The 16,504-nt window shown below is 72.2% G+C and carries 16 protein-coding genes; 9 read left to right on the top strand and 7 right to left on the bottom strand.

Features of this window, described 5'->3' with window-relative positions; translation table 11 throughout:
• The first annotated feature begins 19 nt into the window (after positions 1-19).
• Together rox and helR are read left to right on the top strand one after the other, a co-directional pair.
• Positions 20-1,453, top strand: coding sequence for a rifampin monooxygenase (gene rox / locus EIY87_RS26205; protein WP_125312548.1), 1,434 nt, complete (start codon positions 20-22; stop codon positions 1,451-1,453).
• A gap of 8 nt (positions 1,454-1,461) precedes the next feature.
• Positions 1,462-3,645: an RNA polymerase recycling motor ATPase HelR gene (helR, locus tag EIY87_RS26210; RefSeq protein WP_191984270.1), complete on the top strand. Its 2,184-nt coding sequence runs from the start codon at positions 1,462-1,464 to the stop codon at positions 3,643-3,645.
• A gap of 3 nt (positions 3,646-3,648) precedes the next feature.
• Here the strand turns inward: helR and EIY87_RS26215 are convergent, their stop codons facing one another.
• The 6 genes from EIY87_RS26215 to efeU are packed head-to-tail and all read right to left on the bottom strand — an operon-like array spanning position 3,649 to position 9,077.
• On the bottom strand, positions 3,649-4,059 hold the full coding sequence (locus tag EIY87_RS26215; protein ID WP_125312549.1) for a PPOX class F420-dependent oxidoreductase: 411 nt from the start codon (positions 4,057-4,059) through the stop codon (positions 3,649-3,651).
• A gap of 17 nt (positions 4,060-4,076) precedes the next feature.
• Positions 4,077-5,219, bottom strand: coding sequence for a GDSL-type esterase/lipase family protein (locus tag EIY87_RS26220; protein ID WP_125312550.1), 1,143 nt, complete (start codon positions 5,217-5,219; stop codon positions 4,077-4,079).
• Positions 5,216-5,785: a TetR/AcrR family transcriptional regulator gene (locus tag EIY87_RS26225; protein ID WP_191984271.1), complete on the bottom strand. Its 570-nt coding sequence runs from the start codon at positions 5,783-5,785 to the stop codon at positions 5,216-5,218. The genes EIY87_RS26220 and EIY87_RS26225 overlap by 4 nt, the downstream gene beginning before the upstream one ends.
• 48 nt (positions 5,786-5,833) lie before the next feature.
• Entirely contained in the window at positions 5,834-7,093 is a 1,260-nt protein-coding gene (gene efeB / locus EIY87_RS26230; RefSeq protein ID WP_125312551.1) for an iron uptake transporter deferrochelatase/peroxidase subunit, read from the bottom strand.
• Complete coding sequence (gene efeO, locus EIY87_RS26235) at positions 7,090-8,235, bottom strand: iron uptake system protein EfeO (RefSeq protein WP_125312552.1); 1,146 nt, start codon at positions 8,233-8,235, stop codon at positions 7,090-7,092. Before efeO ends, efeB begins: the two co-directional genes overlap by 4 nt.
• Positions 8,232-9,077: an iron uptake transporter permease EfeU gene (gene efeU / locus EIY87_RS26240; RefSeq protein WP_125312553.1), complete on the bottom strand. Its 846-nt coding sequence runs from the start codon at positions 9,075-9,077 to the stop codon at positions 8,232-8,234. The genes efeO and efeU overlap by 4 nt, the downstream gene beginning before the upstream one ends.
• Before the next feature lie 366 nt (positions 9,078-9,443).
• Here efeU and EIY87_RS26245 point away from each other — a divergent pair, with 366 nt between their 5' ends.
• Positions 9,444-10,190 (top strand): lysozyme family protein, encoded by a 747-nt coding sequence (locus tag EIY87_RS26245; protein WP_125313526.1) that lies wholly within the window; start codon positions 9,444-9,446, stop codon positions 10,188-10,190.
• Between the two features lie 212 nt (positions 10,191-10,402).
• On the opposite strand, the gene EIY87_RS26250 is transcribed toward EIY87_RS26245, so the two are convergent.
• Positions 10,403-10,807: a tetratricopeptide repeat protein gene (locus tag EIY87_RS26250; RefSeq protein WP_191984272.1), complete on the bottom strand. Its 405-nt coding sequence runs from the start codon at positions 10,805-10,807 to the stop codon at positions 10,403-10,405.
• 72 nt (positions 10,808-10,879) lie between these two features.
• On the opposite strand from EIY87_RS26250, the gene EIY87_RS26255 reads away from it, so the two are divergent.
• The 6 genes from EIY87_RS26255 to EIY87_RS26280 all read left to right on the top strand — a co-directional run bounded on the left by EIY87_RS26255 (position 10,880) and on the right by EIY87_RS26280 (position 16,221).
• Positions 10,880-11,326, top strand: coding sequence for a VOC family protein (locus EIY87_RS26255; RefSeq protein ID WP_125312555.1), 447 nt, complete (start codon positions 10,880-10,882; stop codon positions 11,324-11,326).
• Positions 11,327-11,413: 87 nt separating this feature from the next.
• The gene (eno, locus tag EIY87_RS26260; protein ID WP_086865093.1) at positions 11,414-12,700 is read left to right on the top strand and encodes a phosphopyruvate hydratase; all 1,287 of its coding nucleotides are present in this window, start codon (positions 11,414-11,416) and stop codon (positions 12,698-12,700) included.
• Between the two features lie 230 nt (positions 12,701-12,930).
• Positions 12,931-13,293 carry an FtsB family cell division protein gene (locus EIY87_RS26265; protein ID WP_125313527.1) on the top strand — a complete coding sequence of 121 codons (363 nt, stop codon included), beginning with the start codon at positions 12,931-12,933 and terminating at the stop codon, positions 13,291-13,293.
• A 139-nt stretch (positions 13,294-13,432) separates the two neighbouring features.
• Positions 13,433-13,942 carry a DUF501 domain-containing protein gene (locus tag EIY87_RS26270; protein ID WP_125312556.1) on the top strand — a complete coding sequence of 170 codons (510 nt, stop codon included), beginning with the start codon at positions 13,433-13,435 and terminating at the stop codon, positions 13,940-13,942.
• A gap of 140 nt (positions 13,943-14,082) precedes the next feature.
• On the top strand, positions 14,083-15,258 hold the full coding sequence (locus tag EIY87_RS26275; protein ID WP_125312557.1) for a lytic transglycosylase domain-containing protein: 1,176 nt from the start codon (positions 14,083-14,085) through the stop codon (positions 15,256-15,258).
• Positions 15,259-15,267: 9 nt separating this feature from the next.
• Positions 15,268-16,221 carry a Ppx/GppA phosphatase family protein gene (locus EIY87_RS26280; protein WP_125312558.1) on the top strand — a complete coding sequence of 318 codons (954 nt, stop codon included), beginning with the start codon at positions 15,268-15,270 and terminating at the stop codon, positions 16,219-16,221.
• Positions 16,222-16,504: the final 283 nt, after the last annotated feature.

Genomic DNA, 16,504 nt, shown 5'->3' on the forward strand with positions numbered 1-16,504 from the left:
AAGACGAACAGGGGATTTCATGATCGACGTGATCGTGGCCGGCGGCGGCCCGACCGGGACGATGCTGGCCGCCGAACTGCGGCTGCACGGCGTGCGGGTGGTCGTGCTGGAGCGGGAGGCGGAGCCGGTCAAGGAGGTCCGGTCGCTCGGCCTGCACGTGCGCAGCATCGAGGTGATGGCCCAGCGCGGCCTGCTGGACCGCTTCCTCGAAGAGGGGAAGCAGTTCCAGATGGCCGGGTACTTCGCCGGCATCGACAAGCCGTGGCCGGAACGGCTGGACAGCGCGCACGCCTACGTCCTCGGCATCCCGCAGCCGGTCACCCAGCGGCTGCTGACCGAGCACGCGCTCGAGGCCGGCGCCGAGGTCCGGCGCGGCGCCGAGGTGACCGGGCTGAGCCAGGACGACGAAGGCGTCACGGTCGAGCTGGCCGGGGGCGAGCGGCTGCGGGCGCGCTACCTCGTCGGCTGCGACGGCGGGCGCAGCACCGTCCGGAAGCTGCTCGGCATCGGCTTCCCCGGTGAACCGGCCAGCCACGAGACGCTCCTGGGCGAGATGGAGGTGACCGCGCCGGCCGAAGAGGTGGCCGCGATCGTGACCGAGATCCGCAAGACGGAGAAGTTCTTCGGGCTCGGCCCGCTCGGGCAGACGGGGCGGTACCGGGTGCTCGTGCCCGCCGCGCAGGTGAGCGAAGACCGTTCGGTCCCGCCGACCCTCGACGAGTTCAAGCAGCAGCTGCGCGCCTACGCGGGCACCGACTTCGGCGTGCATTCGCCGTTGTGGCTGTCGCGCTTCGGTGATGCGACGCGGCTCGCCGAGCGCTACCGGGACGGCCGGGTCTTCCTGGCCGGCGACGCGGCGCACATCCACCCGCCGCTGGGCGGGCAGGGCCTCAACCTCGGGCTCCAGGACGCGCTGAACCTCGGCTGGAAGCTGGCCGCCGAGCTCGGCGGGTGGGCCCCGGCCGGGCTGCTCGACACCTACCAGGCCGAGCGGCACCCGGTGGCCGCCGACGTGCTCGACAACACCCGCGCCCAGGGCGAGCTGATGCGGCCGGACGCCGGACCGCAGGCCGTGCGGCGGCTGCTGGCGAAGCTGATGGACTTCGAGGAGGTGAACCGGTACCTGATCGGGCGGATCGTCGGCATCGAGATCCGTTACGACTTCGGCGACGAGACCGACCTCGTCGGACGGCGGCTGCGCGACCTCACGCTGAAGCAAGGGCGCCTGTACGACCTCATGCACAGCGGCCGCGGCCTGCTGCTCGACCAGACCGGGAGCCTGTCGGTGGCCGGCTGGGCGGCCCGGGTCGACCACGTCGTGGACGTCAGCGAAGAGCTGGCCGCGCCGGCGGTGCTCGTGCGGCCGGACGGCCACGTCGCGTGGGTCGGCGAAGACCAGGAACAGCTGCAGGACCGGCTGGCGCGGTGGTTCGGCGCGCCGGCCGAGGCGTGAGGGGACGCATGACGGAACACGAAACGGAACTGCGCGCCGAACGCGCTCACGTCGCCGGGCTCTACGCCCGGCTCGACGCGGAACGCGAGCGCGTGCGGGCCGAGTACCAGGCGGCGCTCGGCGGCAACGACCTCGGCGCGATGGAACGGGACGTCCGGGTGCGGGCGCTGAGCCGGGAAGTGCGGCGGCTCGACGTCGTCGACAACGGGCTGTGCTTCGGGCGGCTCGACGCCGTTTCGGGGGAGCGCTCGTACATCGGCCGGATCGGCCTGTTCGACGAGGACCGCGACCACGAACCGGTGCTGCTGGACTGGCGGGCGCCGGCCGCGCGGCCGTTCTACACCGCGACCGGCGCGAACCCGGAGGGCATGCGGCGACGGCGGCAGTTCCACACCCACCGGCGGGACGTCGTCGACTTCACCGACGAGGACCTCGGCCGTCCGGGCGGGGACGCTTCGGGGGACGCGGCGCTGCTCGCGGCCGTCAACGCGCCGCGCGGCGAAGGCATGCGGGACATCGTCGCGACGATCCAGGCCGAGCAGGACGAGATCATCCGGCTCGACCACCCGGGCGTGCTGGTGATCGAAGGCGGGCCGGGCACCGGGAAGACGGTGGTGGCGCTGCACCGCGTCGCCTACCTGCTCTACACCCAGCGGGAGCGGATGGAACGCCACGGCGCGCTCGTGGTCGGGCCCAACCCGGCGTTCCTGAACCACATCGGGCGCGTGCTGCCGTCGCTCGGGGAGACCGACGTCGTCTTCACGACGACCGGCGACCTCGTGCCCGGCCTGCACGTCACGGCCGAGGACGGGCCGGAAGCCGCGCGGCTCAAGGGATCCCGGAAGATCCTGGACGTGCTCGCCGCCGCCATCGCCGACCGGCAGCGGCTGCCGGCCGAGCCCGTGGAGATCCAGCTGCGGGACGCCACCGTCCGGATCGACGCCGCGACCGCGGAGTGGGCCCGGCAGGAGGCGCGCGACAGCGGTCAGCCGCACAACGAAGCCCGCGCGGTGTTCGCCGACATCGTCACCTACGTGCTCACCGAACGGGCGATGAAGCGGATCGCCCAGGGCTGGCTGAGCCGCGACGACCGCGAGGAGTGGGAACGGTTCCGGGCCGAGCTGGTCAAGGACCTCAACGCCGACGCGGTGTTCACCCGCGCGCTCGACGAGCTGTGGCCGATCCTCACCCCGGAAACCCTGCTGGCGCAGCTGTATTCGTCGCCGGAACGGCTGCGCGCGGCGGGCGGCGACCCCGTGCTGGCGCGGGCCGAGGGGGACGCCTGGACGGTGTCGGACGTGCCGCTGCTCGACGAGCTGGTCGACCTGCTGGGCCGCGACCTCGCGGCCGAAAAGGCAGCGGAACGGGCGGCCGAGCGGGAGCGCAAGGCCAAGGCCGCCTACGCCGCCGACGTCCTGGACAACCTCATCGAACGCGAGGATGTCGACGAGGACGTCGGCCTGATCGCCAAGGACCTGCTCTTCGGGGAGGAGCTGGCGGACCGGTTCGTCGAAACCGACACCCGGACCCTCGTCGAACGCGCCTCGGCGGACCGGGACTGGACCTACCGGCACGTCGTGGTCGACGAGGCGCAGGAACTGTCCGAAATGGACTGGCGGGTGCTGATGCGGCGGTGCCCCGGCCGGTCCTTCACGGTGGTGGGCGACCTCGCGCAGCGCCGGTCGGAAGCCGGGGCGCGGTCGTGGGGCGCGATGCTCGACCCGTACGTGCCCGGCCGCTGGGTCTACCGCTCGCTGACGGTGAACTACCGCACCCCGGCGGAGATCATGAGCGTCGCCGCCGCGGTGCTGGCCGGGTTCGCGCCCGACGTGCGGCCGCCGGAATCGGTCCGCGCGTGCGGGGTCCCGCCGTGGGCGCGACGGGTCACCGACGACGAAGTCGCCGCGGCCGTCGCGGAATTCACCGATGCGGAAGCCGGGCGCGAGGGCACGAGCGTCGTGATCGGGCCGCCGGGGGTGCCCGGCGCCGTACCCGCGTCCGAGACGAAGGGCCTCGAGTACGACGCCGTGCTGGTCGTGGACCCGGACCGGATCCTCGCCGACGGGCCGCGCGGCGCGGCCGAGCTGTACGTCGCGCTCACCCGCGCCACCCAGCGCCTCGGCGTCCTGCACCGGGGCCCGCTGCCGCCGGAGCTGGCCGGGCTCGCCGCGGCCCCGGTGCCGGTGCCGTGACGCTCAGACGTTGCGGATGTTCGTCTCCAGCTCCAGCGGCTCCCGGTCCCAGTCCTCGACGCCGAAGGCGAGGATGCGCTCCGGGTGGATGCGGATCACGGCGTCGTCGAAGTGGTTGTCCGGGAGGTTGACGCCGGTCAGCGCCTCGGCGCGGCCGCGGATCTCCAGGCACCGCACGCGCCACGGGTTCGTCGAAGGGAGGTCGTCGACGACGAAGGCGACCTGGTCGTCGGTGGCGATGTTGCGGAACTTCTTGCTGTTCCGCAGGTTGTGCCCGGTGACGTCGATGGTCTTCTCGTCCGGGTTGTACCGGAAGCCGACGGGGTTGGCCTGCAGCGTCCCGTTCGGCTGCCGGGTGGCGAGGCGGCCCAGCGGCTGGGCGGCGAGGTAGGCGAGTTCTGCGTCCGTGAACATGCGGCCAGTCTCGGACTTCAAGCTCCCTTGAAGTCAAGGACCAGCCCGGCGAACCGCGCGCCGATCCGGCGGTGGGCCGCGGGGCACGGGTGGAGGGCGTCCGGCAGCGGCAGCTCGGCGAAGTCGGCTTCGCCGTACAGGGCGAGGCCGTCGAGGTAGCGCAGGTTCGCGTCCTCGGCCTGCCGCTGCGTGACGATCCGGGCCAGCTCGTCCCGGACGACCTCCAGGGTCAGCTTGCCCGCGGCGCGTTCGGCGGGGTCCCCGGTCGCCCGGAACCGGACCTCGCCGCGGGCCAGCGCCTCGTGGTCGAAGTCGCCCGGCCCCGGCGTCCGCTCGTGGATCGGGCAGTACAGCGGGGAGACGACGACCAGCGGCGTGTCCGGGTGGCCGTCGCGGATGGTGTCGAGGAAGCCGTGCACGGCCGGGCCGAACGCGCGCAGGCGCATCAGGTCGGCGTTGACGACGTTGATGCCGAGCTTGACGCTGATCAGGTCGGCGGGGGTGTCGCGCAGCGCGCGGGCGGTGAACGGGTCGAGCAGCGCGTTGCCGCCGAACCCGAGGTTGACCAGGTCGACGCCGGCCGCGGTGGCGGCCAGCGCGGGCCAGGTGCCCGCCGGGCTCGCGGCGTTGGAGCCGTGGCTGATCGAACTGCCGTGGTGCAGCCACACCCGGCGCTCCGGCAGGGCCTCGACGGGCGCGTCGGTGCGCAGGGCGAGCAGTTCGGTGATCTCGTGGTGCGGCAACCAGATCTCTACGTCCTTGGGGTGCGCGCCCAGCCCGCCGAACCGCACGGTCCCGGCTGATCCCGCACGCCGCTCGCCCGCTCCGGTGCGCGGGTCGACGGTGAGCGTGTTGCCGCCTTGGACGGTCCCTTGGGCGACGAGTTCGCCGTCGACCAGCAGGTCGTAGACGCCGTCCGGCCGCGGTGGCGCGCCCGTGTAGACGAGCTTGGTCGGCAACGTCTCCAGCTCGACGACGTCGGCGGCGGTCCGGAACCGCAGCCGGACACCGGCGGGCTGCGCTTCGGCCACGGCGAGCCGCGGGTCGGTGTTCTGCGCGCGGGCACGGGCGGGCAGCCGGTGCGGCGCGAGGCCCCGTCCGGTGTGCTCGAGTTCGAGGGCGCCGCGGACGAGATCGGCGGTGAGCGGGGTGGTGATCACGGGGCGGGCCAATCGCGGAGGACGGTGTCGAGCACCGTGAGGATCCGGTTCCAGGACTCTTGCGAGGACGGCGAGCTGTGGTCGAACCCGCCGTGGGCTTCGAGGTCGACGTACCCGTGGAAGACGCTGCCCAGCAGGCGCACGGCGTGCGTCTCGTCCGGCCCGGACACGGCGTAGCCGCGCAGGATCGCGCGCATCATCTCGGCGTGCCGGGGCCCCGCGCTCGCGGCGGCGGTTTCGGGGTCGAGCCGGAACCGCGTGGCGGCGTACCGGCCGGGGTGCTCGCGGGCGTAGTCGCGGTAGACGTCGGCGAACGCCACGAGCGCGTCCTTGCCCGCCCGGCCCGCCAGCGCGGCGGCGGCGCGGTCGGCGAGTTCGTCCAGCGCGAGCAGGGCGATCTTCGTCCGCAGGTCGTGTGCGTTCTTGACGTGCGAGTACAGGCTCGCGACCTTGACGTCGAAGCGCCGCGCCAGCTCCGACGGCGTCACGTTCTCGAAGCCGGCCTCGTCGGCCAGCTCCGCGCCCGCGCGCACCACGCGTTCGGTGGTCAACCCGGCTCGAACCATGAACTCACTCCCTCTTGCCTAAAGGGAGTGTAGCTCAGCCTAAAGTCTTTAGGAAAAGAGGGCGTCCGCCCAGCTCGACTCGCGGGTCACGCCCGGCGGGACCGCGAAGTGCGCCGAGCCGGTGTGCTGGACGTACTCCATCATCGCGTCCTTGGACGACAGCGCCTGCTGCATCGGCACGTACTGCTTGCGCGTGTCCCGGTTGAACGCCAGGAAGAACAGCCCCGCCTCCAGGTGCCCGACGCCGTCGGACCCGTCGACGAAGTTGTAGCCGCGGCGCAGGATCCGGACGCCGTTCAGCGCCTGGTGCGAGGCCAGCCGGACGTGCGCGTCCTCCGGGATCACCTTCTCGCCGCCCGCGCCGCCGACGTCCAGGTCCAGCTCGTCGAACTCCGCGGTCTGGCCGAGCGGGGCGCCGGTGCCCTTGGTGCGGCCGACGATCTTCTCCTGGCCGTCCAGCGACTCGCGGTCCCACGTCTCGATGTGCATCCGGATCCGGCGCGCCACCAGGTACGAGCCGCCCGCCATCCAGGCCTGGCCGTCGTCGGCCGAGGCCCACACCTGGTCGCGCAGGAAGTCCGCGTCCTCGGACTTGATGTTGTTCGTGCCGTCCTTGAAGCCGAACAGGTTCCGCGGCGTCGCCTGCGCCCGCGACGTCGACGAGCTGCGGCCGAAGCCCAGCTGCGACCAGCGGACCTCGGTGACGCCGAAGCCGAGCCGCACGAGGTTGCGGACCGCGTGCACCGCCACCTGCGGGTCGTCCGCGCAGGCCTGGATGCACAGGTCGCCGCCGCTGCGGGCCGGGTCGAGCTTGTCCTTCGGGAACAGCGGCAGGTCGATCAGCTGCGGCGGCCGCTTGCCCGCCAGGCCGAACCGGCCGTCGAACAGCGACGGCCCGAAGCCGATGGTCAGCGTCAGGTTCGACGGCGGCAGGTCGAGCGCCTCGCCGGTGTCGCCGGGCGGGGCGTACTGGCCGCCGTCGACCGCGCCGCCCGCCACGACCTCCTGGCCGGCGGTCATCCGGCGGGCGGCGTCGGTCCACGTCTTCAGCAGCTGCCGCAGCTTCTCCCGGTCCTTCGTGGTGACGTCGAGGGCCGCGAAGTGCAGGTTCGCCTGCGTCGGCGTGACGATCCCCGCCTGGTGCTCGCCGTGGAAGTCGACGGTGTTCACCGACGCCTCGGCGTTGCCGCTGGTCGCCTTGTCGATCCCGATGCCGGCGGCGGCCCCCGCCCCGGCGAGCGCGACCCCCGCGCCCGCCAGGCCGAAGAGCTTCCGCCGCGAGACCCGCGTGCCCTCTGCCGACGTCACTTCGAGACGACCTCCGCAACCTTGCTCAGCGGCTCGCTCAGCGCGTCGACCGCCGAGGCGAACTCCTTCACCTGGTCCTGGGACAGGTCGGTGTAGAGCTTGAACCCGTCGCCCGCGCGCTGCTTGTCCAGCAGGCCCTGGACGTTCGCGAACTCCTTGTCCAAAGTAGACACGAGTGCGGGGTCCTTCGCCTGCAGGATCGGGCGCAGGGACGTGATCGCGCCCTTCGAACCGTCCAGGTTGGCCTGGAAGTCCCACAGGTCGGTGTGCGAGAAGGTCTCCTCCTCGCCGGTGATCTTTCCGGTCGCGACCTCGTCGAGCAGGCCCTTGGCGCCGTTGGCGAGGTCCAGCGCGGACAGCTCCAGCGTCTTGGACTTGGCGACCAGGTCCTTGACGTCGGTCACCAGCTTGTCGGCGATCTGCGCGCTGTCGGCCTGCAGGCCGGTCTTGAACAGGTCCTTCTCCAGCCGGTGGAACCCGGTGAACTGCTGGCCCGGCTCGAGGTCGGCCTCGCGGACGTCGATGGCCGGGTCGAGGTCGCCGAACTTCTCGGCCACCGGCTCGATCCGCTCGTAGTAGACGCGGGTGCGCGCGTACGCGGCCTTCGCCTCGTCGACCTTGCCCGCCTTGACGAGGTCGGCGAACTTCGCCGTCTCGTCCTGCAGGGCCGCGGTGTTGTTGGCGACGTAGCTCGCGTAGCTCTTGGTCGCCTCGCCCTTCTGCGCGTTGGTGTCGTTCTGCTTCGCGACGCCGCCGGTGACGGTGAAGTCGCCGCGGATGCCGTTGCCCGCCATGCCCGGCTTGCACGCGGTCTGGTACTTGCCCGCGTTGGCGACCTCGACGATCAGCCTGCGGTTCAGCCCGGGCGCGATGTTCTCGACCTCGCCCATGATCCGGTCGCCCTCGGCGTAGAGGTAGAACTCGGTGACCTTGGTGCCCTTGTTGGTGATCTCGAACGTCACGTTGCCGGCGCCCGCGGTGGTCGCGGAGACCTCGCACGCGGTGTCGGTCGCGGAAACCTTGATCGGGCCGCCGTCCGCCGCGGCACCGGCGGTGTCGCTCTTGCTGTCGCAGGCCGACAGCGCCACCAGGGCGGCGGCGCCGGCCACGACGGCCAACGGGGTGGTCTTGCGCACGGTCACTCCTTCGGGGCGGCCGCGACGGCGGGTGCCGGCGCGGTCTTCTTGCTGGGCTTGAGGAACAGGGGCAGCACGATGGCGACGTAGGCGACCCACGCGACGGCCTGCAGCACCGTCGTCTGCTGCGAGTAGTTGAAGACGCCCTTGAGCAGGGCGCCGTACCAGGACGTCTCGGGCAGCGTCGCCGAAGCGTCGAAGGCGAGCGTGCCGATGCCCGGCAGGAACGCGGCTTCCTGCAGGTCGTGCAGGCCGTAGCCGAGCACGCCCGCGGCGACGAACACGAGCAGGACGCCGGTGATCGTGAAGAACTTGCCCAGGTTGAAGCGGACGGCGCCCTTGTAGAGCAGCCAGGCGAGCACCACGGCGGCCGCGATGCCGATGGCGAACCCGATCAGCGGCTGCACGGTGTCGGACTGCGCGGTCTGGACGGCGGAGTAGAAGAACACCGCGGTCTCGAGCCCTTCGCGCCCGACCGCGAGGAACGACAGCAGCAGCACGGCCGCCGGGCCGACGTCGAGCGCGTCGTCCATCTTCCCGCGCAGCTCGGCGGCGATGCTCTTCGACGCCTTGCGCATCCAGAAGATCATCGCGGTGACGAACACGACGGCGACGATCGACAGGCTCCCGCCGAGCAGCTCCTGGTGCTCGAACGACAGCTGCGCGGTCGTGTAGGTGAGGACCGCGCCGACGGCGACCGACAGCAGCACCGCGGCGCCGACGCCGGGCCACACCCAGCGCAGCGCGTGCCGCCGCTCGGTCTTCACGAGGAAGGCCACCAGGATGCTGACGACCAGCGCGGCTTCCAGGCCTTCGCGCAGCCCGATCAGCGCGCTCGAGAACAACACCGGTCCGCCTCCCTGAGTTCTGCTTCCGAGATGGTTTTAGGTAAGGCTCACCTGTAAGTCCAGGGGGCGGCCGCCGGCTCGAAACGATGCAATCGGACAAACAGGGCAGCGGATCGAAGTTAGGTTAGGGTAACCGCAGGTCAGGGGCCTGCGCGTCGACTCGATAACGAAATCTGTGATGTCGCTGGCAGTGGCGTTGTTTTAACCATCCGCTTGCCTGATCAGGCTCTCGGGTGACCCTCTTGAGTGGCTCCGTAACCTGATCGGGTGGCCGAAACCGCTCAGCCGACCGTCACGCCCCCGTCGTCGCCCCCGGGCGGCCCGCCCCGGCGGTACGTCGGGCGGATCGCGCTCTCGCTGGGCCTGGTGGTCACCGGCGTCGTCCTGGTCGTCACCATCGGTGTCCGGAACCCGGACGCGCCCGCCGCGCCGCCGGCCGTCCAGCCGGCGCTGGCCATCCCGGAACAGCGCCCGCAGCCCGGCGCCGAAGCGCCGCGGGCCGGCCTCGCCGCCCCGGTCGACCGGCCGCAGGTGTCCGATCAGGCCGAGCTGGACGCGTGGGCGACCCGGGTCGCGGACAAGACGCACATCCCCGCGCGCGTGCTCGCCGCGTACGGCCGGGCGGAGATGTGGATGCAGCGCCAGAAGCCGACGTGCCACCTCTCGTGGGCGACCCTGGCGGGCATCGGCCGGGTCGAGACCGAGCGCGGCGACTTCGACCTCGCGGCGATCGCGGCGAGCGGCCGCCTGGTGAAACCGGTGGTCGGCCCGCCGCTGGACGGCTCGCCGGGCGTCCCGGCGGTGCACGACTCCGACGGCGGCAAGCTCGACGGCGACAAGTCGTGGGACCACGCGATCGGCCCGATGCAGTTCCTGCCGTCGACGTGGAAGAAGTACCAGGAGCGGGCGAACGGCGACGGCGGCGCGCCGGACCCGCAGAACGTCGACGACGCGGCCTTCACGGCGGCCCGCTTCCTCTGTTCGGGCGGCGACGACCTCGGCACCCCGGCCGGCTGGTGGCGGGCGATCCTGTTCTACAACCAGGCGGTCGCCTACGGCCAGGACGTCTTCAGCGCGGCGGACGCCTACGCCGAAGCGAGTGTCGCGCCTTAAAGCTCGCGGTCGGCGAAGAACGGCGTCACGGCCGTCAGCACCAGCAGCAGCACCCCGGCGTACGCGCCCAACGTGGTGAAGATCGACATCTTGGTTCCTCCCTGTTCGGTCTGGAACCAGCTTCGCCGCCGGGAGGGGGTCCGCGGATCGGCCGACGGGCCCGCGTCGATCGGCCGAAAGTCTGATCGCCGAGGGGCCGAACGGCCCTGGTCTCAGGCGTCGCGCAGCGCGATGCGGGCCTTGACCTCGCTGGCCGCTTCGAGGTACTCGGGCACCGGGTTCATCGCCGACGCCATCCGGATCTGCGCCAGCGCCTCGACGAACCGGCCGAGGCGCTGCAGGGTCCGGCCCAGGACGAACCGTGCGTAGTGGTCGGTCGGGTCGAGTTCCAGCACCCGGGTGAACGCCTGCTCGGCGCGCCGCAGCTGGGCGGAGTGGAAGTACGCGCGCCCGGCCAGCAGGTGGACCGACGGCTTGTCCTCCTCGGCGTCCAGCAAGGGCTGGAGGACCTTCAGCGCGTCCAGCGGACGGCGGCGCGCGACCAGGTCTTCGGCCTGGCGGAAGGCGTGGAACCGCGACTCTTCGGGAGGCTGCGAAGCAGCTGCGGCGTCCGTCATGGTCACTCCCACGTTACCCCGGAGGAGGGGGTTGCACACGCCGCCGAACGGGACGTGATGGACTGTCCCGCCATGAGCAGCGGGTACCGGGGCCTGGCGCCCTACCTCTACTACGCCGACGCCACGGCGGCCCTCGCCTGGCTGACCAGGGTCTTCGGGTTCACCGAGGAAGTCCGCTTCTGCGACGCGGCGGGCGAGGTCTTCCAGGCGACGCTCCGCGTCGGCGACGCGAAGGTCCAGATCGCGGGCGTCGGAGCGGACTACTGGCAGGCCAAGGGCGTCGACGGGCCGGTCGGCCAGCTCAACATCGTCTACGTCGACGACGTCGACGAGCACTTCGGCCGGATCGAGGCCGCGCTCGGCGACGAGGGCGAGCTGGACCCGCCGCAGGACCAGCCCTACGGCGCCCGGGTGTTCACCGTCGCCGATCTCGGCGGCAACAGCTGGACGTTCTGGCAGCAGACGTCCGAGACCGTGGAGCTGCCGCCGGGCTGGCAGGCGATCCGCACCGACGGGTGAGCGACCGGCCGTGCCTCCAACGGGTGAACTGCGGCGACGGCTAGGCTGGGCGCGAACCCGCAGGCACGACGCACCGAGGAGCATGGCGTGGCTCTCATCGAGCAGGTAGGCGCGCGCGAGATTCTGGACTCGCGCGGCAACCCGACGGTCGAGGTGGAGGTGGCTCTCGACGACGGCACCCTGGCGCGGGCCGCGGTCCCGTCGGGTGCGTCGACCGGTGAGCACGAAGCGGTCGAGCTGCGGGACGGCGACACCGGCCGCTACAACGGCAAGGGCGTCGAGCGCGCGGTCGCCGCGGTGCTCGACGAGATCGGCCCGGAGATGGTCGGCATCGAGGCCGTCGACCAGCGGATCGTCGACCAGAAGCTGGTCGACCTCGACGGCACGCCGGCGAAGTCCCGCCTCGGCGCGAACGCCATCCTCGGCGTCTCGCTGGCCGTCGCGAAGGCCGCCGCGGAGTCGGCCGAGCTGGAGCTGTTCCGCTACCTGGGCGGGCCGAACGCGCACGTGCTGCCCGTTCCGATGCTGAACATCCTCAACGGCGGTTCGCACGCGGACAGCAACGTCGACGTGCAGGAGTTCATGATCGCGCCGATCGGCGCGGAGACCTTCCGCGAGGCCCTGCGCTGGGGCGCCGAGGTCTACCACTCGCTGAAGTCGGTCCTGAAGGGCCGTGGCCTGTCCACCGGCCTCGGCGACGAAGGCGGCTTCGCGCCGAACCTGGCGAACAACCGCGAGGCGCTCGACCTGATCCTGCAGGCCATCGAGAAGGCCGGCTACACCCCGGGCCGCGACGTGGCGCTCGCGCTCGACGTCGCCGCGACGGAGTTCTTCGCCGACGGCGCGTACACCTTCGAAGGCAGCAAGAAGAGCGCCGAGCAGATGTCGGCCTACTACGCCGAGCTGCTGCGCGACTACCCGCTCGTGTCCATCGAGGACCCGCTGAGCGAGGACGACTGGGACGGCTGGGTCACCCTGACCGCCGAGGTCGGCGAGAAGGTCCAGATCGTCGGCGACGACCTGTTCGTCACCAACCCGGACCGCCTCGAGGAGGGCATCACCCGCCGCGCCGCCAACGCGCTGCTGGTGAAGGTCAACCAGATCGGCACCCTGTCGGAGACGCTCGACGCGATCTCGCTGGCCACGTCGTTCGGCTACAAGTCGATGATGAGCCACCGCTCCGGCGAGACCGAGGACACGTTCATCGCGGACCTGGCGGTCGCCACCGGCGTCGGCCAGATCAAGACCGGTGCCCCGGCCCGCGGCGAGCGGATCGCCAAGTACAACCAGCTGCTGCGCATCGAGGAGACCCTCGGTGACGCCGCCCGGTACGCCGGCGAGCTGGCCTTCCCGCGGTTCAGCGCCGAGGGCTGACCCGCATGGCGGACCGGGGGAGGACGACGCGCAACCGCCGGGGCGGCGGCGGGGCTTCGCGGGTCGGCGGGCCGACGCGGACCCGCCGCCCCGAAGCGGCGCGCGCGCGTCGGCCCGCCGACGGCACGGCGGCCGCGCGGCGGCGCACCGGCGACGCGGACACCACCCGGGCCCGGCTGCGCCGGAGCCTGGCGGCGAAGCGCGCGTCGGGTGCGGCGAAGGTGCTCGGCATGTCCACCACCCGCCGCGCGGCGGTGGTGGCGATCGTGGTGTGCGCGCTGGCGTTCACCATCGCCGTGCCCCTGCGCACGTACCTCGCCCAGCGGACCGAGGTCCGCGAACAGCAGGCGCAGCAGGCACAGCTGCAGCAGGAGGTCGCTCAGCTCCAGGGCCGCAAGGCGGAGCTGAGCGACCCCGCGCAGGTCGAGGCCGAAGCCCGGCGGCGGCTGCGGTACGTCAAGCCGGGCGAGACGCCGTACATCGTCCAGCTGCCGGAGGACAAGGCCCCGGACGCGGCCCCGCCGCCGGGACAGCAGCAGGTCGCGGGCGGCTCCTGGTACGAGAACCTCTGGAACCAGGTCTCGGGCGGCTGAGTCCCGAGCGCCCCAAGGCCACATTGGTTGCGTCAGACGCACCGAAGGCCGCCTTGGGTGCGTCAGACGCACCGAAGGCCACATTGGGGCGCTTGGGGCGCGGGCCGGGTGGCGGTGGCCACGCATTAACCTTGGGCCCGTGAACAGCACGCAGCAGCACCGGTTCGAGCCCGTCACCGAAGCCGACCGCGAGGTCATCGCGGAGCAGCTCGGGCGGCCGCCGCGGGCGTTGCGCGCCGTCGCCGCGCGGTGCCCGAGCGGGCACCCGTCGGTGGTGCAGACCAGCCCGCGGCTGGAGAACGGCACCCCGTTCCCGACGCTGTACTACCTGACCTGCCCCAGGCTCAACTCCATGATCGGCACCATCGAGGCGTCCGGGATCATGAAGGAGATGACCGAGCGGCTCACCACCGATCCCGAGCTGGCCGCGCACTACCAGCGCACCCACGAGACGTACCTCGCCGAGCGCGACGCCATCGAGCCGCTCGGCCACCAGGTCACCGCCGGCGGCATGCCCGGGCGCGTCAAGTGCCTGCACGTGCACGTGGCCCACACGCTCGCCGTCGGTCCCGGCGTGAACCCGTTCGGTGACGAGACTCTCGCCATGCTTAAGGCGAACGGGTGGCCCTCGGGTGACTGCGCCGCGTAACACTCGCGCCGTGTGAAGAGATAACGGGGCTGGGTGAGCGAAAACCCCGATCGGGCCTCTCGAAGGGGTGAAACCTTGCCTCGGGTACGGCAGGCTGTCACCCGAGAGCGGGATCGATCCGGCCAGGAGGGCTCTGAGTCATGCGCGTGCGGCGGCTGCCAGACGCAGTCGGGAGCTACAGCCGAAGACTCGGGCTCCGCCACCGCACGGCGTACCCCCTGATCACCGGCATCTTCGCGGTGATCCCGGCCCTGCTCGCCGGCGGCGGCACCCTCGGCTGGCTCGGCGGGAGCGGTGACCACACCCGCGACGCCGCGCTCGGCCAGGGCTACGACCCCGGCCACGCCGCCATCCAGCAGATCGCCGTCGACGGGACCCTGCCCGGCGCGCCCACCCCGCTGCCCCTCCCGGCCTACGAGCTCCCCGACGGCCCGCTAGGCATCCCGGCCACCGCGCTCGCCGCGTACAAGAACGCCGCCGACATCCTCGGCCGCGAGCAGGCCGCGTGCCACATCGACTGGGCCCTGATCGCCAGCATCGGCCGCATCGAGTCCAACCACGCCCGCGGCGGCTACGTCGACGCGAACGGCACCACGCGCGAGCCGATCCTCGGCCCGCAGCTCAACGGCCAGGGCGGCTTCGCCGCGATCCCGGACACCGACCAGGGCCTGCTGGACACCGACCCGGTGTGGGACCGCGCGGTCGGCCCGACGCAGTTCATCCCGGGCACGTGGAAGGGCTACGCCTCGGACGGCAACGGCGACGGCAAGTCCGACCCGAACAACATCTACGACGCGGCGCTGGCCACCGGCCGCTACCTGTGCTCCGGCGGCTTCGACCTGGCCAAGCCGGACCAGCTGCGCGGCGCGATCTACCGGTACAACAACTCCGACACGTACGTGAACACGGTGATCCTCTGGGCCGACGCCTACCGCAACGGCATCATGCAGGTCCCGGACAGCACGGTCCCGATCGGCGCCCCGAACGCGGCGGCGCTCCCCGCGCCGCCGCCGATCCCGCCACCGCCGGTCCCGGCCACGACGGTCGCCACACCGCCGCCGACGACGACCACGCCGACCGTGCCGACGTCGAAGCCGACGGTGCCGTGCGCGCCGCCGACGACGACGGTGACCACGACGACGGTCACGAGCGTCACGACCGAGCCGTCGCCGACCGACCCGCCGTCCCCCAGTGGGACGACGTCCCAGCCGACGACCACCCCGCCGAAGCCGACTTGCGGCGCGGTGATCACCTCGGTGACGACGTCGACCACGCCGACGACCACGACCGTGGGGACGACGGCGGCCGCCGGTTAGGGTGATCGCATGCCTCGTGTTGCCGCGATCGACTGTGGGACCAACTCCATCCGCCTGCTCGTCGCCGAGCTGACGCCGCGCCACGACGGCACGGTCGACCTGCGCGACCTGCACCGCGAGATGCGGATCGTCCGGCTCGGCCAGGGTGTCGACGCCACCGGGCAGCTCGCGCCCGAGGCGCTCGAGCGCACGCGGGCCGCGCTCGCCGACTACACGATCGCCGCGCGGCGCAAGGGCGTGGAGAAGGTGCGCATGGTCGCCACCTCCGCCACCCGGGACGCGAAGAACCGCGACGACTTCTTCCGCATGACCCGCGAGACCCTCGGCGTCGAGGCCGAGGTGATCAGCGGCGACGAGGAAGCGCGGCTCAGCTTCACCGGCGCCGTCGGGGAGCAGGACCCGGACGACGGCCCCTTCGTGGTGGTCGACGTCGGCGGCGGCTCGACCGAGCTGGTCCTCGGCACCTGGGACGGCAGGCAGGCCGAGGTGCTCGCCGCGAAGTCCGTCGACATCGGCTGCGTCCGGATCACCGAGCGCGCGCTCAAGAGCGACCCGCCGACCGCCGACGAGATCGCCGCCGCCCGCGACCTGGCGGGCAAGGTCCTGACCGACGCGTTCGACGTCGTCGACGTCGCCCGCGCGCGCACGTGGGTGGGCGTCGCCGGCACGGTGACCACGCTGTCCGCGATCGCGCTGGGGCTGCCGGAGTACGACAGCGACCGGGTCCACCTGTCCAAGCTGAGCCCGGCGGACATCGACCGGCTGGCCTCGGAACTGCTCCAGAGCGACCACGCCACCCGCGCGGCCAACCCGGTCATCCACCCGGGCCGCGTCGACGTCATCGGCGGCGGCGCGGTAGTGGTCCAGACCCTCGCCGAGCAGCTCGCGGCCCGCGGCGGCCCGACGGAGCTGGTGGTGAGCGAGCACGACATCCTGGACGGCATCGCCCTGTCCCTCGCCTGAGCTTCCCGTTCCCGGATGTCATGAACGGGTCGTTCACCTCGCCGGGCGCCAGGGTCCCGGCAAAGTCGCGGCGGTTCGCCCGGCGGCGGCTGTGCCGTCGTCTTGAATGAGTCATTCAGGTCTTCGGAGGTCTTGAATGACTCATTCAAGACACCGCAGGACCGCCCGGCGCACTCGCCACGGTCCGCGCCGGTGGTTCAGACCGGGGGCGGTCGGCCCGGCGACTTTGCCGGAGCCCTGTCGCCGGGCGCGGGTGAACGACTCGTTCATGACGTCGGGTCCC

This window comes from Amycolatopsis eburnea (genome assembly GCF_003937945.1).
Classification (GTDB): domain Bacteria; phylum Actinomycetota; class Actinomycetes; order Mycobacteriales; family Pseudonocardiaceae; genus Amycolatopsis; species Amycolatopsis eburnea.